Genomic DNA, 21,163 nt, shown 5'->3' on the forward strand with positions numbered 1-21,163 from the left:
GGTCACGGCATGAAGCGGATAGGACTCGCAGGCGCGGCGGCATTGGTCATTCTCGGCGCAGGGCTGGCGGAAGCCCGTCCCGGTGACCGTCTGCGCGAACGCATTGCCAAGCGCATGGAACAACGCGCCGAAGGCTCTGCCAAGCGCGAACGTGCGCCGGGTGCGCAGACGTTCTCCTACGGCACCGATCCCCTGCAGGTCATGGACTTCTGGGCCCCTGTCACTATCGACATCGCCCCCAAGCCGAAGGTGCCGCTCGTGCTTTACGTCCACGGCGGTGGGTGGAAGCGCGGGAGCAAGGACACCGCGATGGGCAATGCCCTGCCCGGCCACTTGCGCGATCAGGGCTATGCCTTCGCATCGATCAACTACCGCCTCGTGCCCGCTGCCACGGTCGAACAACAGGCGAGCGACGTGGCGCAGGCGCTGGCATACCTGCTGGCCCGCGCCGATAAGCTGAACATCGATCGCAGCAAGGTCGTCATCACCGGCCACAGCGCGGGCGCACACCTCGTCGCGCTGGTCGGCACCGACGAGCAATACTTGCGCAAGGCGGGCCTGTCCTTCGCCGATATCGACGGCGTGATGCCCAACGACGGCGCGGCCTATGACGTGCCCAGGCAGATGGAACAGGCCGGCCGCATGATGGCCGATACCTATAAGCAGGCCTTCGGCACCGACCCCGCCCGCCAGAAGGCGCTATCCCCCACCTACCACGCCGCCGCCCCCAACGCCCCGCGTTTCCTCCTCCTCCATGTCCAGCGAAAGGACGGCGTGGCACAGGCGCAGGAGCTCGGCGCGGCGCTGAAGAAGGCAGGCGTGAACGTCGAATACGGCAGCTTCCCCGGCACCGGCCTCCAGGGCCACGCCGAAATCAACCGCAAGCTGGGTGAGTCGGATTATCCAGCGACACCGTTGATGGATGCGTGGTTGAAGGGGGTGTTTGGGAGGTAGGTTGAGTTCGTCGCGGGTGGCAGTTTTCCAAGCGAACTTACCGTCGCCCGTGCTCGACACGGGGCTTGGCTTCTCCTCGCAGCCGAGCGCTGAAGAAGAAAAGCCAAATCCCGGATCAAGTCCGGGACGACGCGATTTGGGTTTGTGACGTTCTTGCTTGGATAGCAGGAATGGGTGTTGAGTGGTTGGTTAGAGACCTCGCCAGTGTCGGTGGAGGGCCATAAACATCCCTGGAAGGCTTGCTGCAAACGCGATGCAGACGGCCAGATCAATAGTCCAACTTGGCGCTTCTATGCGAACTAACCCAAGGCCTGCCAAGCTCGAGAGAATCACGAGAGCCCAGAGAGCAAATTCCCAGCGATGCCGTATCATCGGATGATACTTGCAGGTTCTGCAAGCGTCCGCAATGGCGGCGCTTCCGAAACGGCATCCAATGAAAAATGAAGCAAAAAATGCCGTTCGCTTTCTCTCAAACCTTCTCCGGCCCACCCGTCCCCAACACATGCGTACACCCCAACCCCTGCGCGCTGTCCGCATCGCTGAGCGCCGCTACCGTGCGCCATCCTATAGAGCGCAGCCGCGCCGCCTCGTCACGGTCATGCCCGAGCGGCAGGAACACCCGGTCCTCCGGCGTTTCGCTGGCAGAAAGCAGGTCGATCAGCGCATCCGGGTAGAGCGAGAACCCGGTCGCCGCCTCGTCCTTGCCGTTGCCTGCAATGCGGTAGGTGCCGCCGCGTCCCACCGGCCCGCGCGCGCCTTCGGCGTAGAGGGTGAAGCCGAACCAAGTCTGGTATTCGAAGCCGTGGCGCTCGCTGGGGTCCAGCGTCAGCCGCGCCGCGCCGTTCAGGCTGGCGGCGATCTGCCTGAGCGACGCGATGCGCGAGGCGAGCGCGCCGCCCGCGTCGATTTCGCACAGCTTCTCGATGGCGCTGTCGAACTCGCCAGTGGCGTAGAGCAGCGGCACATAGGCCTCGCCGCCCACATCGCGCAGGCCCCCTGCATCCTTGGTGTCGAGTTCGCGGCGCACCGCTTCAATCTGTCCTGCTTCAAGTGGGAATGCCTTGGCCGCCAGCGTATCGACCAGATCGGGCAGGGTGAAATCGACGCTGACGCCGCGCGCGCCCGCCGCCTGCAGCGCCTCGACCGCGATGGAGACGATCTCGGTCGCCGCCGCCAGATTGTCCGCGCCGACGAGTTCGGCTCCGCACTGCAGCTTCTCGCGCGCCGGGTTCAGCCCGTCGCTCTTGATGGTCAGCACTTGCCCTGCATACATCAGCCGAAGGGGGCGCGCCGCTTCGGCCAGCCGCGTCTGCGCGATGCGGCCGATTTGCGGGGTGTGGTCGGAGCGCAGGCCCATCATGCGCAAGCTCGACGGATCGGTGAACCGGAACATGCGCCGCGACTGGATGCCCGCCATCCGCGCGGCGAGGCTCTTTTCGAACTCGATCATCGGCGGCAGCACGCGGTCATAGCCGTGGCCGTGCATCACGTCCTGAATGCTGCGCATCACGCGCGTGGTGGTCGCCGCCTCGGCAGGCAGGCGGTCCTCAAGCCCTTCGGGCAGCAAGCTGGAATCGACATCGGTCATGTGGGCGCGCTTAGCGGCTGGGCCCGCAAAAGCAAAGGGCGGGCGCATTGCTGCACCCGCCCTTCGATTTCAAACTTACGTCCGATCAGACGAAGTTCAGCGCCTTGACCGTGCGCACACCCTGGATGTCGCAGGCCTGCTTGAGCACGTCCTGCGGGACCGGGCTGTCGAGCGAGAGCAGCAGCACCGCCTCGCCACCAGCTTCGCGGCGGCCGAGGTGGAAGGTGCCGATGTTGATGTTCGACTGTCCGAGCAGCGTGCCGATACGGCCGATGAAGCCCGGCGCGTCGGAGTTGACGATGTAGAGCATGTCGCCGTCGAGGTCGGCTTCGATGCCGATGCCGAAGATCTCGACAAGGCGCGGCTGGCCGTTGCCGAACAGCGTGCCCGCAACCGAACGCTCGCCCTGCGAAGTGCTGACGGTGACGCGCACCAGCGTGCGGTATTCGCCTTCGCGATCATGGCGCACTTCGCGCACGTCAAGCCCGCGCTCCTTGGCGAGGAACGGCGCGTTGACCATGTTCACGCTCTGCGAATACTGGCTCATCAGGCCAGCGAGCACGGCAGCGGTGATCGGCTTCTGGTTGAGCTGCGCGGCGGCACCTTCAACCTCGATGGCGATCTTGGTCAGGTTGTCGTGCGCCAGCTGGCCGACCAGCTTGCCGAGCTTTTCAGCCAGCGCCATGTAGGGCTTGAGCTTCGGCGCTTCCTCTGCCGAGAGCGAAGGCATGTTGAGCGCGTTGGTGACGCCGCCGGTCACGAGGAAATCGGCCATCTGCTCGGCCACCTGAAGCGCGACGTTGACCTGTGCTTCGGTCGTGCTCGCGCCGAGGTGCGGGGTGCAGATGAAGTTCGGGGTGCCGAACAGCGGCGATTCCTTGGCGGGCTCGGTCTCGAACACGTCGAGCGCGGCGCCTGCCACCTGGCCCGAATCCAGCGCAGCCTTGAGCGCTGCTTCATCGATAAGCCCACCACGCGCGCAGTTCACGATGCGCACGCCCTTCTTGCACTTGGCGATGTTCTCGGCCGAAAGGATGTTGCGGGTCTGGTCGGTCAGCGGCGTGTGCAGCGTGATGAAGTCCGCCTTGGCCAGCAGCGTTTCGAGATCGGCCTTTTCGACGCCCATTTCCACGGCGCGCTCGGGCGTCAGGAACGGGTCGAAGGCGACGACCTTCATCTTGAGGCCAAGCGCACGGCTGGCGACGATCGAACCGATGTTGCCCGCGCCGATCAGGCCCAATGTCTTGCCGGTCACTTCAACGCCCATGAAGCCGTTCTTCGGCCACAGGCCCGCCTGGGTCTGCGCGTTGGCTTCGGGGATCTGGCGGGCGAGCGCGAAGATCATGGCGATGGCGTGTTCGGCGGTGGTGATCGAGTTGCCGAACGGGGTGTTCATCACCACCACGCCCTTGGACGAGGCGTAGGGAATGTCGACATTGTCGACGCCGATCCCGGCGCGGCCGATGACCTTGAGGTTGGTGGCGGCATCGAGGATCGCCTTGGTCACCTTGGTGGACGAGCGGATGGCGAGGCCATCGTACTCGCCGATGCGCGCGATCAGCTGTTCCGGCGTCTCGCCGGTGATCACATCAACGTCGCAGCCCATCTCGGTAAAGATGCGGGCGGCATTGGGGTCCATCTTGTCGGAAATGAGAACCCGAGGCTTATTGGGGGTCTTGGTCATGTCATGTGTCCTTCGTCATCCCGGGCCTGACCCGGGATCCCGCTTGTTAGCGCGGGCGGAGAAAAGGAAGCGGGACCCCGGATCAGGTCCGGGGTGACGCCAAGTGGGTAAGGGAAATCAGGCCGCGGCGAGTTCCGCCTTGGTCGTCTCGTAGGCCCAGTCGAGCCACGGGCCGAGGTCGGCGATGTCCTCGGCGTTGACGGTCGCGCCGCACCAGATGCGCAGGCCAGCCGGGGCATCGCGGTAACCGGCGATGTCGTAGGCTGCGCCCTGCTTTTCGAGGAGGGCTGCAAACTTCTTGATGAAGTCAGCATCCGCGCCTTCGACCGAGAGGCAGACCGAGGTCTTCGACCGGGTCGCTTCGTCAGCGGCGAGGTGCGAGAGCCACGAACGCTCTTCAACGATCTTGTTCAGCGCTGCCGCATTGGCATCACTGCGCGCCTGCAGGCCCTTCAGCCCGCCAAGGTCCTTCGCCCATTCGAGTGCGAAGATCGCGTCTTCGACCGCGAGCATCGAGGGGGTGTTGATCGTCTCGCCCTTGAACACGCCTTCGGCCAGCTTGCCCTTGGAAACAAGGCGGAACACCTTGGGCAGCGGCCATGCAGGGGTGTAGGTTTCGAGACGTTCGACCGCGCGGGGGCCGAGGATCAGCACGCCGTGGCCGCCTTCGCCGCCAAGGACCTTCTGCCAGGAGAAGGTGGCAACGTCGATCTTCGACCAGTCGATGTCGTAGGCGAAGACTGCCGAGGTGGCATCGGCGAAGGACAGGCCCTCGCGGTCAGCAGGGATGAAATCGGCGTTCGGCACGCGCACGCCCGAAGTGGTGCCGTTCCAGGTGAACAGCACGTCGTTCGACCAGTCAATCGCGTTCAGATCGGGGATCTGGCCATAATCGGCGCGCAGGATCGTGGGATCGAGCTTCAGCTGCTTGGCGGCATCGGTGACCCAACCTTCACCGAACGATTCCCATGCCAGCGTCGTGACGGGGCGGGCGCCCAGCATCGTCCACATCGCCATCTCGAAAGCGCCGGTGTCAGACCCCGGAACGATGCCGATACGGTGCGTATCGGGCAGCTGCAGCACTTCGCGCATCAGGTCGATGCAGTACTGCAGGCGCGTCTTGCCGATCTTGGCGCGGTGTGACCGGCCCAGCGATTCGGTGGCGAGCTTTTCGGGGGAGTATCCGGGCGGCTTGGCGCAGGGGCCGGACGAGAAATAGGGGCGCGCAGGCTTGCGAGCCGGAATCGTAGCAGACATGTAGTCTCTCCTTACAGAGAGCACGCGCGGCGTTGGGACCGCGTGGCCCGCCGGCCGCTCTAGTGAGGCGCGGGCGAATGTCAAACCATTCCGTTTCCAACTCTCCTGAACACTAGGGCAACTCTCCCCCAACTCTTCAGGGCAAAGGGCCAACTCCCCTGAGCAAACGCCCTATTTCTCGAGGGTCTCGGCAAGCATCGCGGCGGTGCGTGGACCCGACCAGTCATGCGCCCCGATCATCCGCCAGACTTCCTTGCCTTGCGCATCGTAAAGCACCGTCGTCGGCAGCATTCCCGTCGCGTAGAAGAAGCCGAGATTGTTTTCGGTGTCGAGCCAGGGTTCGAGCTTGGCGAACTTCTTCTCGGCGTAGAACGGCGCGACCTTGGCCCCGCCTTCGATGTCTTGCGATACCGTGAGGACGCGGAGTTTTCCGGCGTTGTCGGCGGCCAGCTTGTCGAGCATCGGCATTTCGAGGACGCAGGGGCCGCACCAGGTGGCCCAGAGGTTGACGAGGACCGGCGTGCCTTTGAGATCGCGCAGTTTCAGCGTCTTGCCCGACGGGTCCGTCACGGTGAAGTCGGGCATGTCCTTGCCGCGGTTGGCGATGTCGAGCGTGCCGTTGAATTCGCCCTTTGCGGCAGATTCCGTAGGTGCCGTGCTGCTCTGCGGTTGCGAGTCGGGCGCGGCTTGCCTATCGCACCCCGCGACGGCGAGCGCCGGGACCAGCATCAGCACTTTGAGTGAACGGACGGACATGGGCGACAATTCGGGCTCCAACCAGATGTGGGGCGGGCGCTTCGCAGGCGGTCCCTCAGCGATCATGCGCGAGATCAATGCCTCGATTCCCTTCGACAAGGCCTTGTGGCGGCAGGACATCGCCGCGTCAAAGGCCCATGTGGACATGCTCGGCGCGCAAGGCATCGTCTCGGCCGAGGATGCGTCGCTGATCGCCAGCGGGCTGGATCAGGTTGCGGCAGAGTACGAGGCCAACGGGGTGCCCGAGAACTGGGACCTCGAAGACATCCACATGACCACCGAAAGCCGCCTTGCCGAACTGATCGGCCCGGCGGCCGGGCGTCTGCACACTGCACGCAGCCGCAATGATCAGGTTGCCACCGACTTCCGCCTTTGGGTGCGCGATGCGATGGATCAGGCCGAGCTTGGCCTGAAGCAGCTGCAACTCGCGCTGGTCTCCCGCGCGGGCGAGCATTCGGGCAGCATCATGCCCGGCTTCACGCACCTGCAGACCGCGCAGCCGGTGACGCTCGGCCACCACCTCATGGCCTATTACGAGATGATCGGGCGCGACCGCTCGCGCTTTGCCGATGCGCGGGTGCGGATGAACCGCAGCCCGCTGGGTGCGGCGGCGCTGGCCGGCACCGGCTTTCCCATCGATCGCTTCCGCACCGCCGAGGCGCTGGGCTTTGACGGGCCGACCGACAACAGCCTCGATTCCGTGTCCGACCGCGACTTTGCATTGGATTACCTGATGGCCGCGGCGCAGTGTTCGCTGCACCTTTCGCGGCTGGCCGAGGAGTTCATCATCTGGGCGAGCCAGCCCTTCGGCTTCGTGACGCTGCCCGACAGCCTTTCGACTGGCAGCAGCATCATGCCGCAGAAGAAGAACCCCGATGCCGCAGAACTGGTGCGCGGCCATTCGGGGCGGATCGTCGGGTGCCTGACCAGCCTGATGATCACGATGAAGGGCCTGCCGCTGGCCTATTCGAAGGACATGCAGGACGATAAGCCGCCGGTCTTCGAAGCCGCCAGCCTGCTCGCCCTGTCCATCGCGGCGATGACCGGGATGGTGGCCGAGGCGACGTTCCGCACTGATCGCATGCGCGCTGCCGCCGAACTCGGCTATGCCACGGCTACGGACCTAGCCGACTGGCTGGTGCGGCAGGCCAACATCCCGTTTCGTGAGGCGCACCACATCACCGGCTCTGCGGTGAAACTTGCCGAATCGCGGGGCATCGCGCTCGATCAGCTCTCGATCGAGGACCTGAAAGCCATCGACGAGCGTATCGACGATCGCGTCTATGCCGCGCTTTCGGTCGAGGCGAGCGTGGCGGCGCGTTGCAGCCATGGCGGAACCGCGCCGGACGAGGTAAGGAAGCGCGTGGCCCAAGCGCGCGTGGCGCTGGGGCTGGAGGAATCGGCTTGAAGCTCTCGCGCACTTTTCTGATCGGCACATTTGGCGCGCTCGCCTTGGCGGGGTGCGGCAATCGGGCCGAACTGAAACTGGCGCCGGACCAGACGCCGCCGCCGATCCCCTATGGCCGCGAGGTCCAGCCGGGCGCGGACGACTTGCTCAAACCCCCCGCGCAGGCAGCCCCTGCGCGCAATGTCGAGCCGCGTCGCCGCTCGCAGGATCGCGAAGACGATCCTTTCGACCTGCCTCCCGAAGACTGAGTTACTCCGATGGACCATTTTGAACTGAATAACGGCGTTCTCCATGCCGAGAACGTGCCCCTGCCGGTGATCGCGGCGGAAGTCGGCACGCCTGTCTATGTCTATTCGCGCGCCACGTTGACGCGCCACGCCCGCGTATTCCGCGATGCGCTGGGCGTGCTGCGCGATGTGAAGATCGCCTTTGCGGTGAAGTCCAACCCGAACCTTGCCGTGCTCAAGGTGCTGGCCGCCGAAGGCTATGGCGCCGATGTCGTCTCGGGCGGCGAAATGGAGCGCGCGCTGGCGGCTGGCATGGTGCCCGATGGCATCGTGTTCTCAGGCGTGGGCAAGACCGCTGCCGAGATGCGCCGTGGCCTCGAGGCCGGGATCGGCCAGTTCAACCTCGAGAGCGAGGAAGAAGGACTGGAACTGGCGGAAATCGCCGCGTCCATGGGCAAGGTTGCCTCGGCAGCGCTGCGCGTGAACCCGGACGTTGACGCCGGAACGCACGGCAAGATCTCCACCGGCAAGGCCGAGAACAAGTTCGGCGTTCCTTTCGACCGTGCCGCCGCGATCTATGGCCGTCTGGCGACGACGCCGGGTCTCAACATGCGGGGGCTCACGCTGCACATCGGTAGCCAGCTGTCCAAGCTCGAGCCACTGGAAGCCGCCTTCAACAAGGTCGGCGGGCTGATGGAAGAGATCCGCGCGGCGGGCCACACCGTCACGCACATGGACCTCGGCGGCGGCGTGGGTGTGCCCTACAAGGCGGGCGAGGTTTTTCCGCAGCCTGCCGAATATGCGGCGATGGTCGCGCGCGTGACCGGCAACTGGGGCGTGACGCTGATGTTCGAACCGGGCCGGGTGATCACCGGCAACACCGGCGTGCTGGTGACCGAAGTCATCCGCGTGAAGGAGGGTGCGAGCAATCCGTGGGTCGTGGTCGATGCCGCGATGAACGATCTGGCGCGCCCGGCGCTCTATGATGCGTGGCATGATTTCGTCGCCGTCGAGCCGAAGGGCGAGACTTTCACCGCTAACATTGTCGGTCCGATCTGCGAAAGCTCGGACACTTTTGCCATGGCCCGCACCATCGACAAGGTCGGGCGCGGTGACCTCGCCGTGTTCCGCACGGCTGGCGCTTACGGCGCGACGATGGCCAACACCTACAACTCGCGGCCCCTGGTGCCTGAAGTGATGGTGGATGGCAACAAGTGGGCCGTGGTGGCCGACCGCATCGATCCCGCCACGATTCTGGCCGCAGAACGCGTGCCGGAGTGGCTTGCCTGAAGGGGCAGGTGATGCTGGCATGCTTCGACAAGCCCAGCATGAGCGGATAAGGGATTTGAGATCCCACCTCCGCTCGTCCTGAGCCTGTCGAAGGACGCTGGCGCAAACCGTGATTGCACCACGATGACCCTGCATAGCCTCCCCCTGTTCCACCGCATCGCAGGGCAGCCGGTGATCCTTCTGGGCGAGGGGGATGCGGCTGCGGCCAAGCAGCGGCTGATCGAGCGCGCGGGCGGGGTGATCTATCGCGAGATCAATGCCGGGATCGACGACGGCGCGCGGCTGGCTTTCATCGCGCATGACAATCCCGACATGGCGCAAGGCGATGCGATCCGGTTGCGCTGTGCAGGCCTGCTGGTCAACGTGGTCGACCGGCCCGAACTGTGCGATTTCACCACGCCTTCGATCCTCGACCGTGACCCGGTGCTGATCGCGGTGGGTACGGGCGGAGCCTCTGCGGGCCTGGCCAAGATCCTGCGCCTGCGGCTGGAGCGCCTGCTGCCGCAAGGGCTTGGAGCGTTGGCCCGCGCGCTGGAAGAGGCGCGCGAAGGGATGCGTAAGCGCTGGGCTTCGGTAGCTGACCGCCGCCGCGCATTGGATGCGGCGCTGGACGAGGGCGGGGAGCTCGACCTGTTTCGCACCGGGAGCGAGGCGAAGGTTGGCGAATGGCTCGCTTCGGGCGCGGAAGGACAGTCAGGCCGGTTCGAGATCGTGCTGACGTCGAACGACCCCGAGGACCTTACGCTACGCGCCGCGCGGCTGCTCGGGCAGGCGGATGTGGTGGTGCACGATGCTGGCGTTGCGCCGGAGGTGCTTTCACGCGCGCGGGCCGATGCGGTGCGGGTGCTGGCGGGGGGTGAGGTGCCTGAGGGCGGGATCGTGGTGGTGTTGCGGTCGGCTTAAGCCAAATCCTCCCAATTTTCACCGCAGGTGCAAATGGGGAGGGGGACCGCCAGCGAAGCTGGGGGTGGAGGGGCTGTCACCCCTCCGTCAGTCACCTGCGGTGCCTACCACCTCCCCGTTTGTGCTTCGCAAAAACAGGGAGGATCTGAACACTCACCCCTTCATCGCCGCCTGCAGCTGGCCGATGATCACCTGCGCCTGTTCCGGCCCTGAGCGCGGTACGAAGTCGTCCGTGCGGTCGCTGATCTTGTCCCAGTTGGCGGCGAAGCCTTCGACGGTCTGGTCGGCGGGGGGCAGGAGGACGCCCTTGTTCATCGTGACCCACGACGAGTGGTAGCCGCCCGCGCCCGCGCCGACGATGGCGTTGGTGGGGGCGTCTTCCGAGACGAGGAACAGCGCGGCGGGGACGACGCTTTCGGGGTTGAACAGCTTGAAGGCCTCTTCGGGGAAGATGTCCTCGGTCATGCGCGTGGCGGCGACGGGGGCCAGCGTGTTGACCTTGATGTTGTTCTTCGCGCCTTCGAGGTAAAGCGTCTTGGTGAGGCCGGCGACGCCGAGCTTGGCCGCGCCATAGTTGGCCTGGCCGAAGTTGCCGAACAGGCCCGAGGACGAGGCGGTCATCAGGATGCGGCCGTAGTTCTGTTCGCGCATAAGGTCCCAGCAGGCCTTGGTGGCGAAGGCAGAGCCGATCAGGTGGACCTTGACCACTGTCTCGAAATCGGCCGGGTCCATCTTGGTGAAGCTCTTGTCGCGCAGGATGCCGGCGTTGTTGATCAGCACGTGGACGCCGCCCCAGCGCTCCTTGGCCTTTGCGACCATCTCGACCATCTGATCGTATTCGGTGACCGAGCCGCCGTTGGACATGGCCTGCCCGCCCATCGCCTCGATTTCCTCGACGACTTTGAGCGCAGCGTCGGAATGGCCGGTGCCATCGCGCGAACCGCCAAGATCGTTGACCACGACTTTCGCACCGCGGCGGGCGAGTTCGAGCGCGTAGGCGCGGCCGAGACCACCGCCTGCGCCGGTGACGATCGCGACGCGGCCTTCGAACGAAATGCTCATGTGAACTGTCTCCATCAGCCGCCTAACCGGGCGGTTAACGCGTGTCCAAAGCGATGCCACGGCGGGGGCGGGAAGGCAACCTCGGGGGCAGTTGGGAGGGTTCGCGACAAATCAGCAAGATGACCGTCAACAAAATGTAACATAATGGACATATTTGGCCATCGTCCGACGGAACACTCCAGGGAATCATCATGAAGCATATGACGCGCGTCTCGATCACTGCCCTTGCCTGTGCCGCAGGCTGGGCTGTCCCGGCGCAGGCCGCGACGTCCAATGCCGATCTGGCGGCGATGCAGGCGCAGCTCCAGCAGATGCAGGCGCAAATGCAGAGCCAGATGGAAGCGATGAACGCCATGCAGGCGCAGATCCAGGCGCTGCAGGGCCAGCTGGCCGAGGCCAAGGCCAAGACTGATGCGACCGCCGTTGCCGTGGCCGCGATCCCCGCCCCGACCGTTTCGGGCAAGCCGCCGGTCGCGATCAGCTGGGACGGCGGGCCGAAGATCGAATCGCCAGTGGACCCGAAGAACCCCAAGGCGGGCAAGTGGAGCTTCAAGCCACGCGGGCGCCTGCAGATCGATACCGCATCGGTGATGGCGCCCTCTTCGATCGGCAGCAAGAGCCTGGGCCTGGCGACGGAGTTCCGCCGCGCCTACTTCGGCTTTGACGGCACGATTCCGGGCAACTTCGGCTATCGCATCGAGGCCGACATCGGCAGCAGCGCGATTGATCCGACCGACGTATACCTCACATATACCGGCATCAAGAACCTGACGCTGACGATCGGGCAGCACAAGCCGTTCGAATCGATGGAGGACACCGAGTCCGACCTGTTCACCAGCTTCATGGAGCGCGCTGCGTTCAACACCGCATTCGGGTTCGAGCGGCGGCTGGGTATTTCGGCGCAGTATCAGAAGGGCATGGTGCTGGCGCAGGCGGGGATGTTCACGGACAACGTCACCGACCTCAATGCCGATACCGACAACAGTTATTCGATCGACGGCCGCTTTGCCCTCCAGCCCAAGCTCTTCGGCGGGCAGACGCATATCGGCGGATCGGCGCACTATCACGACCTCAACGATGGCGCGGCGACCGTGCGTTACCGCGCGCGGCCATTCACCCACACCACCGACATCCGCTTCGTCGATACCAAGGCGATCAGTGCGCTTTCGGAAACCAACTATGGCGTGGAACTCGCCTGGACCGGCGGGCCGCTGCATGTCGCGGCGGAATCGCAGTGGATGAAGGTTGGCCGTCCCGGCGGGATTGGCAACCCGACGTTCAACGGCGGTTATGTCGAGGCGGGCATGTTCCTGACCAAGGGCGACACGCTGCCCTACAAGGCCAACGAAGGCGTCTGGGGCCGGATCAAGCCGAAGAACGGGGTCGACAAGGGCGGGCTTGGCGCGCTGCAGGTGAACGTGCGCTACGACTGGCTGGACCTGAACGACAATGGGGTGATTGGGGGACGGCAACAGCTCGCGGGTGCCTCACTGCTGTGGGTGCCGACCGACTACGTCCGCTTCATTCTCGACTACGGCCACATGTGGATCGATGACGCGGCGGTCGCGGCGGGGACGGACCGGAGCTACACCGCCGACGTGCTGGGCATGCGCGCGCAGTTCGATTTCTGAGCCCCCGCCTTCGCGGGGGCGCAGAGTGGTGGTTGGGGTCAGGCGATCTGTGTGACCCAGCCGTGGGTGTCGGCGATTTCGCCGCGCTGGATGCCGACGAGCTTGGCGCGCAGCTTCTGCGTCAGCTGGCCGGGGCCGCCCGAGCCGATCAGGAATTCGCCAGCGTGGCTGGCGACCTTGCCGACCGGGGTGACGACGGCGGCGGTCCCGCAGGCGAAGGTTTCGACCAGCTTGCCCGAGGCGGCATCGGCCTGCCACTGGTCGAGGCTGTAGCGGCCCTCGCGCACGGTCAGGCCTTCCTCGGCGGCGAGCTTGAGCAGGCTCGAGCGGGTGATGCCGGGGAGGATCGTGCCGGTGAGTTCGGGCGTGAGGATCGAGCCATCGTCGAACACGAAGAACAGGTTCATGCCGCCCAGTTCCTCGACCCACTTGTGCTCGGCGGCATCGAGGAACAGCACCTGGTCATGCCCGCGCGAGAAGGCCTCGGCAGTGGGGACGAGGCTGGCAGCGTAGTTGCCGCCGCACTTGGCAGCGCCCGTGCCGCCGGGCGCGGCGCGGGTATAGTCCGAGACCCAGATCGAGACGGCAGGCGCGCCCGACTTGAAGTAGTTACCGGCCGGGCTGGCGATGACCATGAACTTGTATTGCCTGGCCGGGCGCACGCCGAGGAACGCCTCGGACGCGAACATGAACGGGCGCAGATACATCGAGCCGCCCTCGACCGTGGGGAACCAGTCCTTGTCGGCCATGACCTGCTGGCGGACGGCTTCGACGAAGACGTCCTCGGGCAGTTCGGGCATGGCGAGGCGGCGGGCCGAGGCGTTGAAGCGGGCGGCGTTGGCTTCAGGGCGGAACAGGGCAATGCCGCCATCTGCGAGGCGGTAGGCCTTCAGGCCCTCGAAGATCTCCTGCGCGTAATGGAGCACGGCAGCGGCGGGATCGAGCGCGATCGGGCCATAGGGGACGACGCGGGCATCGTGCCAGCCTTTCCCTTCGGTGTAGTCGATCTCGACCATGTGATCGGTGAAGGCGGTGCCGAAGCCGGGGTTGGCCAGCACCTGCGCACGCACGTCCGCAGCAACCGGTGCCGGGTGCGGGTGATGCGTGAAGGTCAGGCTGGTGGTTTCGGCGTCACTCGCCATGGGGAGGCAGTCCTTGCGCTAGAATCGAAGATGCAGCGCCGTGAACTATTGTTGCGCGAAAGGCAAGGGGAATGTAATAAATGTGAAGGGCCGCGTCGGTCAATCCGAAGCGGCCCTTCGCATGGTCAGCGGCCGGAAGTGCCGCCCACGAAGCCTTTATCGCTTAAATCGAAACTCAGCGATAATGCCTCGCGCGGGACTGTACCGACCTCTCTGCTGAACCATGAGACATCGGATCACCTCCTTTCGCGCTGTTGAGCCAAAGTCACAGGCTTTTGGGCCTGCTGGGCCGGGAGTGCGTTGGCTCACCGTCCTTGATTTGAATGTGATTCATTCGGGGCCAAACAACAAGTCTTGCGTGAAAAAAATTTGCCGTCAGTATATCCGCTTCGCGCCTGCAACATGGTGTCTCCGGAAACCGGTTGCGCGCTACTTCCGGCAATCCTCGATCACGCGCCCGACTTCGGCCCAAGCGGGCAGGTAAAGCGTCGGCAAGCCGTTGACCTCGACCGAGAAACGCCCCCTGCTGAAGGCCATGGCATCGAGCAGCGGATCACGTGCGGCAAGCGTGGTGACCAGTTGCGGCTGGCCTTGTGGCGCGGGTTCGGCGGAAAGCGGGCGGGCTTCGGTAGAGGTGGCGACCGTCATCGGCAGGCCGACCGGCGAGGTTCCGGTGCGGATCAGGCTGATCGTTCCGGCTGTGCGGTTGCAAGTCATGGCGAACAAGGTGGCATCGCCTGGGCCGAACATTGCAGTACCGGACACGTAACGCCAGTTGCCTGGGGTCTGTGGTTCGTCCCGCCAGTCCTTCACGCTCGTTGCCGGAAGCGGTGGTGGAGGCGGCGGCGCAGGGCGCGGCGGGGGATGGGGCGGTGCTGTCGGCACGACCGTCGGCGCGGCGCAAGCCGAGGCCAGCAGCGCAAGCGTGCAGGAAAAAGCGGGGCCGAACAGCTTGGCGCGGTTGATCTTCATGGCGCAGTTATGGAAGGAACGCGCCGTGACCTCAACCCGCCCCCCGAAACAGCCCAGCGCACCTAAACTGCGCGTCGACCAGATGCTGGTGGAGCGCGGGCTGGTCGAAAGCCGGGCACGGGCACAGGCGCTGATCCTTGCAGGGCTGGTTTTCTCAGGGGAAACGAAGATTGCCAAGGCGGGGCAAGCGCTGGCGGCAGAGGCCGCGCTCGAGGTTCGAGGACGCGACCACCCGTGGGTTTCGCGCGGCGGGATCAAGCTCGCCCACGCGATCGAGCATTTCGGGCTCGTCCCGGCAGGCGTGACCGCGATGGACATCGGCAGCTCGACCGGCGGCTTCACCGACGTGCTGCTGCAGGGCGGGGCAGAGCACGTCTTTGCGGTGGATTCGGGCACCAACCAGCTGGCATGGAAGCTGCGGCAGGACCCGCGCGTGACCGTGCTGGAACAGACCAGCGCGCGCGTGCTGACGCCCGGACACATCGATCAGCCCGCGACGTGGGTGGTGTGCGATGCAAGCTTCATCGCCCTGCGCAAGGTGCTGGAAGTGCCGCTTGCACTGGCGGCGCGGCCGACGCGGCTGGTGGCGCTGATCAAGCCGCAGTTCGAGGTGGGCAAGGCAGAGGTCGGCAAGGGTGGCGTGGTGCGCGATCCGGCACTGCACGACCGGGTCTGCGCGGAAGTGCGCGATTGGCTGGAAGGGGAAGGCTGGGAGGTGCAGGGCATCGTGCGCAGCCCGATCACCGGGCCTGAGGGCAACGTCGAATTCCTCGTCTCTGCACTTCGCGCCTGAGTTTTCCCCGGCAATTGTCTCCAGTCGGGATTGCAACGGGATGGAGTTCCGATTGCGCAGCGGGCGTGGCCTCGCCAATATCCCTTACGAATCGCGCGGCTTGCGCATTGCTAGCGGGTGCCATGAACTATCTTGCCTCTTCCGGTCAGCTGCGTGCCAGCCTTCTGCGCTGGTCGCTGTTCACGGTGCCTCTGATCGTCGCGCTCGGTTTTCTTTCCGGTCAGGCAGCGGGCAGCGGTCCGGGCAATCCGTGGTTCGATGCGCTGGTCAAGCCTGCGATCTATCCGCCGCCTGCCGCCTTCGGGATCGTCTGGTCGGTGCTCTATGTGCTGATGGGCGTTTCGCTGGCGATGATCCTGTCCGCACGCGGCGCGGCGGGGCGCGGTTTGGCAACGGCCATGTTCGTGGTCCAGTTGCTGATCAACCTTTCGTGGTCGCCCACGTTCTTCGCGCTGCACCAGATCACCATCGCCTTCTGGATCACCGTAGCCATGGCCGTGGCGATCATGCTGACGGTCGTGCTGTTCTGGCGGATTCGCCCGGTGGCGGGCATGTTGCTGCTGCCCTACCTTGCGTGGGTGTGCTTCGCCGCCGTGCTGACGTTCGAGTTCGGTCGGCTCAATCCCGATGCAGATGGTGCGTTCGGTACGGCCACGACGGTGCGCGTGGCGATCTGAGCTTTCACCGATTGGCACTTGCGGGCAGCGGCTTTGCTGCCCACATAGCGCCTAGCAAAGCCAGTCAGGACCAGCCCGATGCAGAGTGAAAATCCGATCATCGCCGATTTCGTCAAGCTGCTGAACAGCGCGGCGGGGACGATTGCCGGCATGGGCCGCGAAGCGAGCGAAAACGCGCGCGAGAAGGCCAAGGAAGTGTTCGGCGGGCTTGATTTCGTCAGCCGCGAAGAGTTTGACGCGGTGAAGGAACTGGCGGCTTCCGCACGTGAGGAAGTCGAAGCGCTCAAGGCCCGGATTGCCGCGCTAGAGGCTGCTGCGAAGGGGGAGTGATCCTTTCGCCCGGGAACCTCGGGCAAGGATAACGGATTGACCCTGCATCAAGGCCGCGCCCTCCGGTGCCCGCAGGAAGCAATTCGTGTTTACGCAACTCAATCCGACGATACCCTTGCACGTGCTTGGCAAGGGCGATGGCTATGCCATCGGCATGATCGACTACGGTCAGGAGCACAATCTGATCTGGGTCACCGCGCTCGACGAATCGGGCGAGATCTGGTGCGCGCCCAACAGCAAGGTCCGGCTCGGCAAGAACTGGACGATGGGGCGGGCAGAGAACCGGCTGATTACCAAGGACAAGCAGGACGCGGCGCATGACGCGGAGGACGGGGCAACAGCGTCTTGTGTCGAGCGTCGCGCTGAGGCCTGACGCTCAGCTTTCCAGCGCGCGTGCGGTCGTGGTCGAACAGGCGAGGTGCCAGCGCAGGCCGGTGGGCGCGTAGTCCAGCGTGACTTCCGCGTTGAGACTTCGCGCAGGAATGTGCCGCATCAGCGTGGTGCCGAAGCCGTGATGGGTGGGCTGGGACACGATCGGACCGCCTTCTTCGCGCCAGTCGAGCATGAAGTTTCCGTCGCGCTCTTCCCAGGACAACTCCACCCGTCCGGCAGGCGAGCTCAGGGCTCCATACTTCAGCGCGTTTGTCGCCAGTTCGTGCAGCGCCATGCCGATGATCTCTGCGCTGCGCGGGCTGAGAGGCACGGAACTGCCACGCGACGTTACTTGCGCGCGCGCTTCGCGGCCGAGGATGGCGAGCTGGGCTTCAGCCAGTTCGTCCATCATGATCGTCGACCAGCCCCGCCGGACGAGCAGGTCCTGGTTGGCAGAAAGACTGGACAGGCGGCTTTCGAAGCGGCGGAGGAATTCGCCATCGTTGCAGCCCGAGCGGCGGGCAAGGGCCTGGACCACCGAGAGCAGGTTCTTGGAGCGGTGGTTCACTTCCATCAGCAAGACGCGAATCTGCTCTTCCTTGGCGAGCATTTCGGTCACGTCGGTATTGGTGCCGAACCAGTAGAGGATGTGACCTAGCTCGTCGCGGATCGGCTTGGCGCGCGAAAGGAACCAGCGGTAGGTACCGTCCCTGCCGAGCAGCGGGAAAGTGTCTTCCCACTCGGTGCCCGCCTCGATGCTGGCGCGGAAGTGTTCGGTGACGCGCTTGAGGTGATCGGGATGGTGGACACGGTCCCAGCCCCATCCGTCGGTCTCGCCCTCGATCACGCCGGTGTAGTCGTACCAGCGCTTGTTGTACCAGCCGATGGCGCCGCTCCTGTCGGCAACCCACGCCAGCTGCGAGATGTTGTCGGCGAGCATGCGGAAGCGGGCTTCGCTGTCGCGCAGGGCCTGCTGGCCGCGTTCGCGCGCGGTGATGTCGCGGGCGATCTTGCTGGCGCCGACGATGCGGCCCGCCTGGTCGCAGATCGGCGAGACGGTCAGCGAGACGGCGATTTCAGTGCCGTCCTTGCGCTGGCGGATGGTGTCGAAGCTCTTGACCCGCTCACCGCGCGCGATGCGGGCGAGTATTTCGTCCTCCTCGTCCTGACGTTCGGGCGGGATCAGGCGGCGGATCGACTGTCCCACCATTTCGGCCTCGGTGAAGCCGAAGATCTGTGTGGCGGCCGGATTCCAGCTCAGGACCGTGCCTTGCAGGTCCTTGCTGATGATCGCGTCGTCGGAAGACTGGATGATGGCAGAAAGATGCGCCTCGGCCAGCAATTTGCATGCTCCGTTGCGACCCCACCCGCCTGCCTTCTTAGGGCAAGGCGAACGGGATGCAACCGAAATGGCGCAATATCAGGCGGTTGGAGTCAGAGACCTGCCGCGCGCAGGGCCTGGTCGAGATCCTCGATCAGGTCGTCCGGATCTTCCAGCCCGACGTTCAGGCGCAACATGCCTTCGCCTACGCCCATGTCGGCGCGGGTTTCGGGGCCGACGCCGTAGTGCGTGGTCGAGGCCGGGTGACACATCAGCGAGCGCGAATCGCCGATGTTGTTGGAAATGTCGATGAGCTGGAGCGCATCGAGCAGGGCGTGGGCCTGCTTCAATCCGCCGTCGAGGTGGAACGAGAAGATCGTGCCGCCCGCCTTCATCTGCTTCTTCGCCAGCTCGTATTGCGGGTGGCTGGGCAGGTGCGGGTAGAGCAGGCGGGGGACGCGGGCTTCGACGAAGCTGGCGACCTTGAGCGCATTCTCGCTCTGGCGGTGGATGCGCAGGTCGAGCGTTTCGAGGCCCTTGAGCACGACCCATGCGTTGAACGCGGCGATGTTGGGGCCGGTGTTGCGCTGGAAGGGCAGGAGGACGTTGTTGATCCAGTCCGCCGAACCGCAGACCGCGCCTGCCATGACGCGGCCCTGTCCGTCCATCATCTTGGTGGCGGAATAGGCGACGACATCGGCGCCGAAGTCCATCGGGCGCTGGAGGGCGGCGGTGGCAAAGGCATTGTCGACCACGGTGGTGATGCCGTGACGCCGGGCGAGGCCGCAGACGAACTCGAGATCGACCACGTCCATCGTCGGGTTGGCGGGGCTTTCGAAGAAGAACACCTTGGTGTTGGGCTTGATCGCGGCTTCCCATGCGGCATTGTCAGACGCATCGATCGTGGTGCCGGTGATCCCGAAGCGCGGGAGCAGGTTGTCGACCAGCCAGCGGCACGAGCCAAACGCGGCCTTGGCGGCGACGATGTGGTCTCCGGCTGAAAGCTGGCAGAGCAGGGCGGTGGTCATCGCGGCCATGCCGGTGGCCTGCGTGCGACAAGCCTCGGCGCCTTCCATCAGGGCGATGCGCTCTTCGAGCATTTGCACCGTGGGGTTCTGCAGGCGCGAATAGGTCATGCCTTCGGCCTCGCCGGCAAAGCGTGCGGCAACCGTTGCGGCATCGTCGTAGGTGAAGCCCGAGGTGAGGAACAGCGCCTCGGACGTTTCGCCCATTTCGGAACGCCATGTGCCGCCACGAACGGCTTGCGTTGCGGGGCGCCACTTTTGCGTGATCGAACGGTCCTGGCCAGTCGTGCGTTTCATGGAGGCTGCCTTAGTTTTCACGGGGCCTGCGCGCAAGCGGCGGGATTGCGAAGCGGGCGCGAGCGCCCTATCGGTCAGGGGGCATGACGCCCACGTTCCAGACAGTTCCGCATTCTGCCGCTTCGCGAGACAAAGATCCGGCGATGTGGTGCGCAGTCATCGCTGCGGCATTCTTCTTCGCGGTGCTGCACCGGCTGGGCATTCCGTCCAAGCCGATGTTCGACGAGATTCACTACCTTCCCGCAGCGCGGCGGCTGATCGACCTCACGGCGCGGCTCAATCCCGAGCACCCGCTGGTCGCCAAGCAGCTGATCGCGTGGTCGATGGAATGGATCGGCGATACGCCGTTCGGCTGGCGCTTCCCTTCGGCAGTGCTCGGCGGCATCGGGCTCTGGGCGATGATGCGCAGCCTGTGGTGGGCGAGCCTTTCGCGTACCGCCACGATCCTGTTCGGGCTGCTACTGGCGACGGATTTCGTCTGGTTCATGATGTCGCGCATCGCCATTCTCGACATGGCGATGGGCGGGTTCATGGCTCTGGCCGTGTGGCAATGGGCGCTGGCGTGGCGCAATCCTTCAGGCAGGCTCGGGCGGGCGCGGCTGCATCTGGTGCTGACCGGGGTGTTCATGGGGCTGTCGCTCGGGGCGAAGTGGAACGGAGTGTTGCTGCTGCCGCTGCCGGGACTGCTGTTCGTGTGGAACCGGTGGCAGGCCTTGAAGGGCGAACGGTTCGGTCTGCTCTGGTCCTCGCGCGGGGCGGGGCCGGTGCCGGGCGTTTCGGTGATCGAGGCGGCGCTGTGGCTGGGCGTGCTGCCGCTGCTGGTCTATTTCGCGACATTCCTGCCCGCCTTCTTCTACGAGAAGGATCCGCTTTCGGTGGGCAAGCTGTGGCACTGGCAGCAGTACATGCTCCAGCTGCAGGACAGCGTGAAGAAGCCGCACACCTACATGAGCGTGTGGTGGCAGTGGATGGCCAACATCCGCCCGATCTGGTTCCTCTACGAGAACGTCGACGGCGCGCAGCGCGGGGTGCTGATGCTGGGCAACCCGTTCACGATGCTGGCGGGCCTGCCAGCGCTGCTGTTCTGCGCATGGGACGGGTTCAAGGGCAAGAGGCTGCACCTGCTGGTGTTTGCGGCCTATGTCCTGCTGGTCGGCTTCTGGGCGATCAACGGCAAGCCGGTGCAATTCTACTACCACTACATGCTGGCAAGCTGCTTCTTGTTCGCCGCGCTAGCGCTGGTGCTGGGCGAATGGTGGGACCTGGGCCTGCGCTGGCCGACCAAGGTGACGCTGGTGCTGGCCTTCGGGCTGTTCGTCGGGTTCTACCCGATCATCTCGGGCGCCGAACTTCCAGCCAAGGATTCCTTTAAGGACTACACTTGGCTCGAGAGCTGGAAGTAGTTATCGCATCACTGACCAAACGAGCAGTGCAAACAATCCTGTGATGACCAGCAAGCATGTCGCACAGCCGG

20 protein-coding genes are annotated in these 21,163 nt (G+C 65.1%); 11 read left to right on the forward strand and 9 right to left on the reverse strand.

Annotated elements, in window-relative coordinates; all coding sequences use genetic code 11:
* Positions 1 to 9: 9 nt before the first annotated feature.
* Entirely contained in the window at positions 10 to 954 is a 945-nt protein-coding gene (locus ACZ1JW_RS08305; protein WP_465142638.1) for an alpha/beta hydrolase, read from the forward strand.
* 469 nt (positions 955 to 1,423) lie between these two features.
* Here the strand turns inward: ACZ1JW_RS08305 and ACZ1JW_RS08310 are convergent, their stop codons facing one another.
* The 4 genes from ACZ1JW_RS08310 to ACZ1JW_RS08325 all read right to left on the reverse strand — a co-directional run bounded on the left by ACZ1JW_RS08310 (position 1,424) and on the right by ACZ1JW_RS08325 (position 6,239).
* Positions 1,424 to 2,542, reverse strand: a complete 1,119-nt coding sequence (locus tag ACZ1JW_RS08310) for an ATP phosphoribosyltransferase regulatory subunit (protein ID WP_465142639.1) — start codon at positions 2,540 to 2,542, stop codon at positions 1,424 to 1,426.
* 85 nt (positions 2,543 to 2,627) lie between these two features.
* Positions 2,628 to 4,226, reverse strand: coding sequence for a phosphoglycerate dehydrogenase (serA, locus tag ACZ1JW_RS08315; protein WP_465142640.1), 1,599 nt, complete (start codon positions 4,224 to 4,226; stop codon positions 2,628 to 2,630).
* 117 nt (positions 4,227 to 4,343) lie between these two features.
* A complete protein-coding gene (locus tag ACZ1JW_RS08320; RefSeq protein WP_144907446.1) occupies positions 4,344 to 5,483 on the reverse strand; it encodes a phosphoserine transaminase in 1,140 nt (379 codons plus the stop codon).
* 171 nt (positions 5,484 to 5,654) lie between these two features.
* Positions 5,655 to 6,239 carry a TlpA family protein disulfide reductase gene (locus ACZ1JW_RS08325; RefSeq protein ID WP_465124004.1) on the reverse strand — a complete coding sequence of 195 codons (585 nt, stop codon included), beginning with the start codon at positions 6,237 to 6,239 and terminating at the stop codon, positions 5,655 to 5,657.
* Between ACZ1JW_RS08325 and argH the strand changes: the two genes are divergently transcribed.
* From argH to ACZ1JW_RS08345, 4 genes are all read left to right on the forward strand, one after another.
* A complete protein-coding gene (argH, locus tag ACZ1JW_RS08330) occupies positions 6,238 to 7,647 on the forward strand; it encodes an argininosuccinate lyase (protein WP_465142641.1) in 1,410 nt (469 codons plus the stop codon). The two genes, ACZ1JW_RS08325 and argH, sit on opposite strands and share 2 nt — an antisense overlap.
* The gene (locus ACZ1JW_RS08335; RefSeq protein ID WP_144907445.1) at positions 7,644 to 7,895 is read left to right on the forward strand and encodes a hypothetical protein; all 252 of its coding nucleotides are present in this window, start codon (positions 7,644 to 7,646) and stop codon (positions 7,893 to 7,895) included. The genes argH and ACZ1JW_RS08335 overlap by 4 nt, the downstream gene beginning before the upstream one ends.
* A 9-nt stretch (positions 7,896 to 7,904) precedes the next feature.
* Positions 7,905 to 9,164 carry a diaminopimelate decarboxylase gene (lysA, locus tag ACZ1JW_RS08340; RefSeq protein WP_465142642.1) on the forward strand — a complete coding sequence of 420 codons (1,260 nt, stop codon included), beginning with the start codon at positions 7,905 to 7,907 and terminating at the stop codon, positions 9,162 to 9,164.
* Positions 9,165 to 9,287: 123 nt separating this feature from the next.
* Complete coding sequence (locus tag ACZ1JW_RS08345) at positions 9,288 to 10,067, forward strand: precorrin-2 dehydrogenase/sirohydrochlorin ferrochelatase family protein (protein WP_465124001.1); 780 nt, start codon at positions 9,288 to 9,290, stop codon at positions 10,065 to 10,067.
* A gap of 153 nt (positions 10,068 to 10,220) precedes the next feature.
* Here ACZ1JW_RS08345 and ACZ1JW_RS08350 read toward each other — a convergent pair whose 3' ends face one another.
* The gene (locus tag ACZ1JW_RS08350) at positions 10,221 to 11,129 is read right to left on the reverse strand and encodes an SDR family NAD(P)-dependent oxidoreductase (RefSeq protein WP_465124000.1); all 909 of its coding nucleotides are present in this window, start codon (positions 11,127 to 11,129) and stop codon (positions 10,221 to 10,223) included.
* A 191-nt stretch (positions 11,130 to 11,320) separates the two neighbouring features.
* On the opposite strand from ACZ1JW_RS08350, the gene ACZ1JW_RS08355 reads away from it, so the two are divergent.
* Positions 11,321 to 12,760, forward strand: coding sequence for an OprO/OprP family phosphate-selective porin (locus ACZ1JW_RS08355; RefSeq protein ID WP_465142643.1), 1,440 nt, complete (start codon positions 11,321 to 11,323; stop codon positions 12,758 to 12,760).
* Positions 12,761 to 12,798: 38 nt separating this feature from the next.
* On the opposite strand, the gene ACZ1JW_RS08360 is transcribed toward ACZ1JW_RS08355, so the two are convergent.
* Both ACZ1JW_RS08360 and ACZ1JW_RS08365 read right to left on the reverse strand, forming a co-directional pair.
* On the reverse strand, positions 12,799 to 13,902 hold the full coding sequence (locus tag ACZ1JW_RS08360; protein ID WP_465142644.1) for a branched-chain amino acid aminotransferase: 1,104 nt from the start codon (positions 13,900 to 13,902) through the stop codon (positions 12,799 to 12,801).
* Between the two features lie 429 nt (positions 13,903 to 14,331).
* Entirely contained in the window at positions 14,332 to 14,874 is a 543-nt protein-coding gene (locus tag ACZ1JW_RS08365) for a hypothetical protein (RefSeq protein ID WP_465142645.1), read from the reverse strand.
* A gap of 82 nt (positions 14,875 to 14,956) precedes the next feature.
* Between ACZ1JW_RS08365 and ACZ1JW_RS08370 the strand changes: the two genes are divergently transcribed.
* The 4 genes from ACZ1JW_RS08370 to ACZ1JW_RS08385 all read left to right on the forward strand — a co-directional run bounded on the left by ACZ1JW_RS08370 (position 14,957) and on the right by ACZ1JW_RS08385 (position 17,047).
* Entirely contained in the window at positions 14,957 to 15,667 is a 711-nt protein-coding gene (locus ACZ1JW_RS08370; protein WP_465142749.1) for a TlyA family RNA methyltransferase, read from the forward strand.
* A 122-nt stretch (positions 15,668 to 15,789) separates the two neighbouring features.
* Positions 15,790 to 16,344, forward strand: coding sequence for a TspO/MBR family protein (locus tag ACZ1JW_RS08375; RefSeq protein WP_465123996.1), 555 nt, complete (start codon positions 15,790 to 15,792; stop codon positions 16,342 to 16,344).
* Between the two features lie 78 nt (positions 16,345 to 16,422).
* Positions 16,423 to 16,674 carry an accessory factor UbiK family protein gene (locus tag ACZ1JW_RS08380; RefSeq protein ID WP_465142646.1) on the forward strand — a complete coding sequence of 84 codons (252 nt, stop codon included), beginning with the start codon at positions 16,423 to 16,425 and terminating at the stop codon, positions 16,672 to 16,674.
* An 85-nt stretch (positions 16,675 to 16,759) separates the two neighbouring features.
* Positions 16,760 to 17,047 carry a hypothetical protein gene (locus ACZ1JW_RS08385; RefSeq protein ID WP_465142647.1) on the forward strand — a complete coding sequence of 96 codons (288 nt, stop codon included), beginning with the start codon at positions 16,760 to 16,762 and terminating at the stop codon, positions 17,045 to 17,047.
* Positions 17,048 to 17,050: 3 nt separating this feature from the next.
* Here the strand turns inward: ACZ1JW_RS08385 and ACZ1JW_RS08390 are convergent, their stop codons facing one another.
* Together ACZ1JW_RS08390 and ACZ1JW_RS08395 are read right to left on the reverse strand one after the other, a co-directional pair.
* Positions 17,051 to 18,388 (reverse strand): PAS domain S-box protein, encoded by a 1,338-nt coding sequence (locus ACZ1JW_RS08390; protein ID WP_465142648.1) that lies wholly within the window; start codon positions 18,386 to 18,388, stop codon positions 17,051 to 17,053.
* A gap of 92 nt (positions 18,389 to 18,480) precedes the next feature.
* Complete coding sequence (locus ACZ1JW_RS08395; protein ID WP_465142649.1) at positions 18,481 to 19,689, reverse strand: trans-sulfuration enzyme family protein; 1,209 nt, start codon at positions 19,687 to 19,689, stop codon at positions 18,481 to 18,483.
* An 83-nt stretch (positions 19,690 to 19,772) separates the two neighbouring features.
* Here ACZ1JW_RS08395 and ACZ1JW_RS08400 point away from each other — a divergent pair, with 83 nt between their 5' ends.
* Complete coding sequence (locus tag ACZ1JW_RS08400; protein WP_465142650.1) at positions 19,773 to 21,092, forward strand: phospholipid carrier-dependent glycosyltransferase; 1,320 nt, start codon at positions 19,773 to 19,775, stop codon at positions 21,090 to 21,092.
* The last annotated feature ends 71 nt before the right edge of the window (positions 21,093 to 21,163 follow it).

It is taken from the genome of Novosphingobium sp. BL-A-28-Hi1-0D (genome assembly GCF_055521755.1).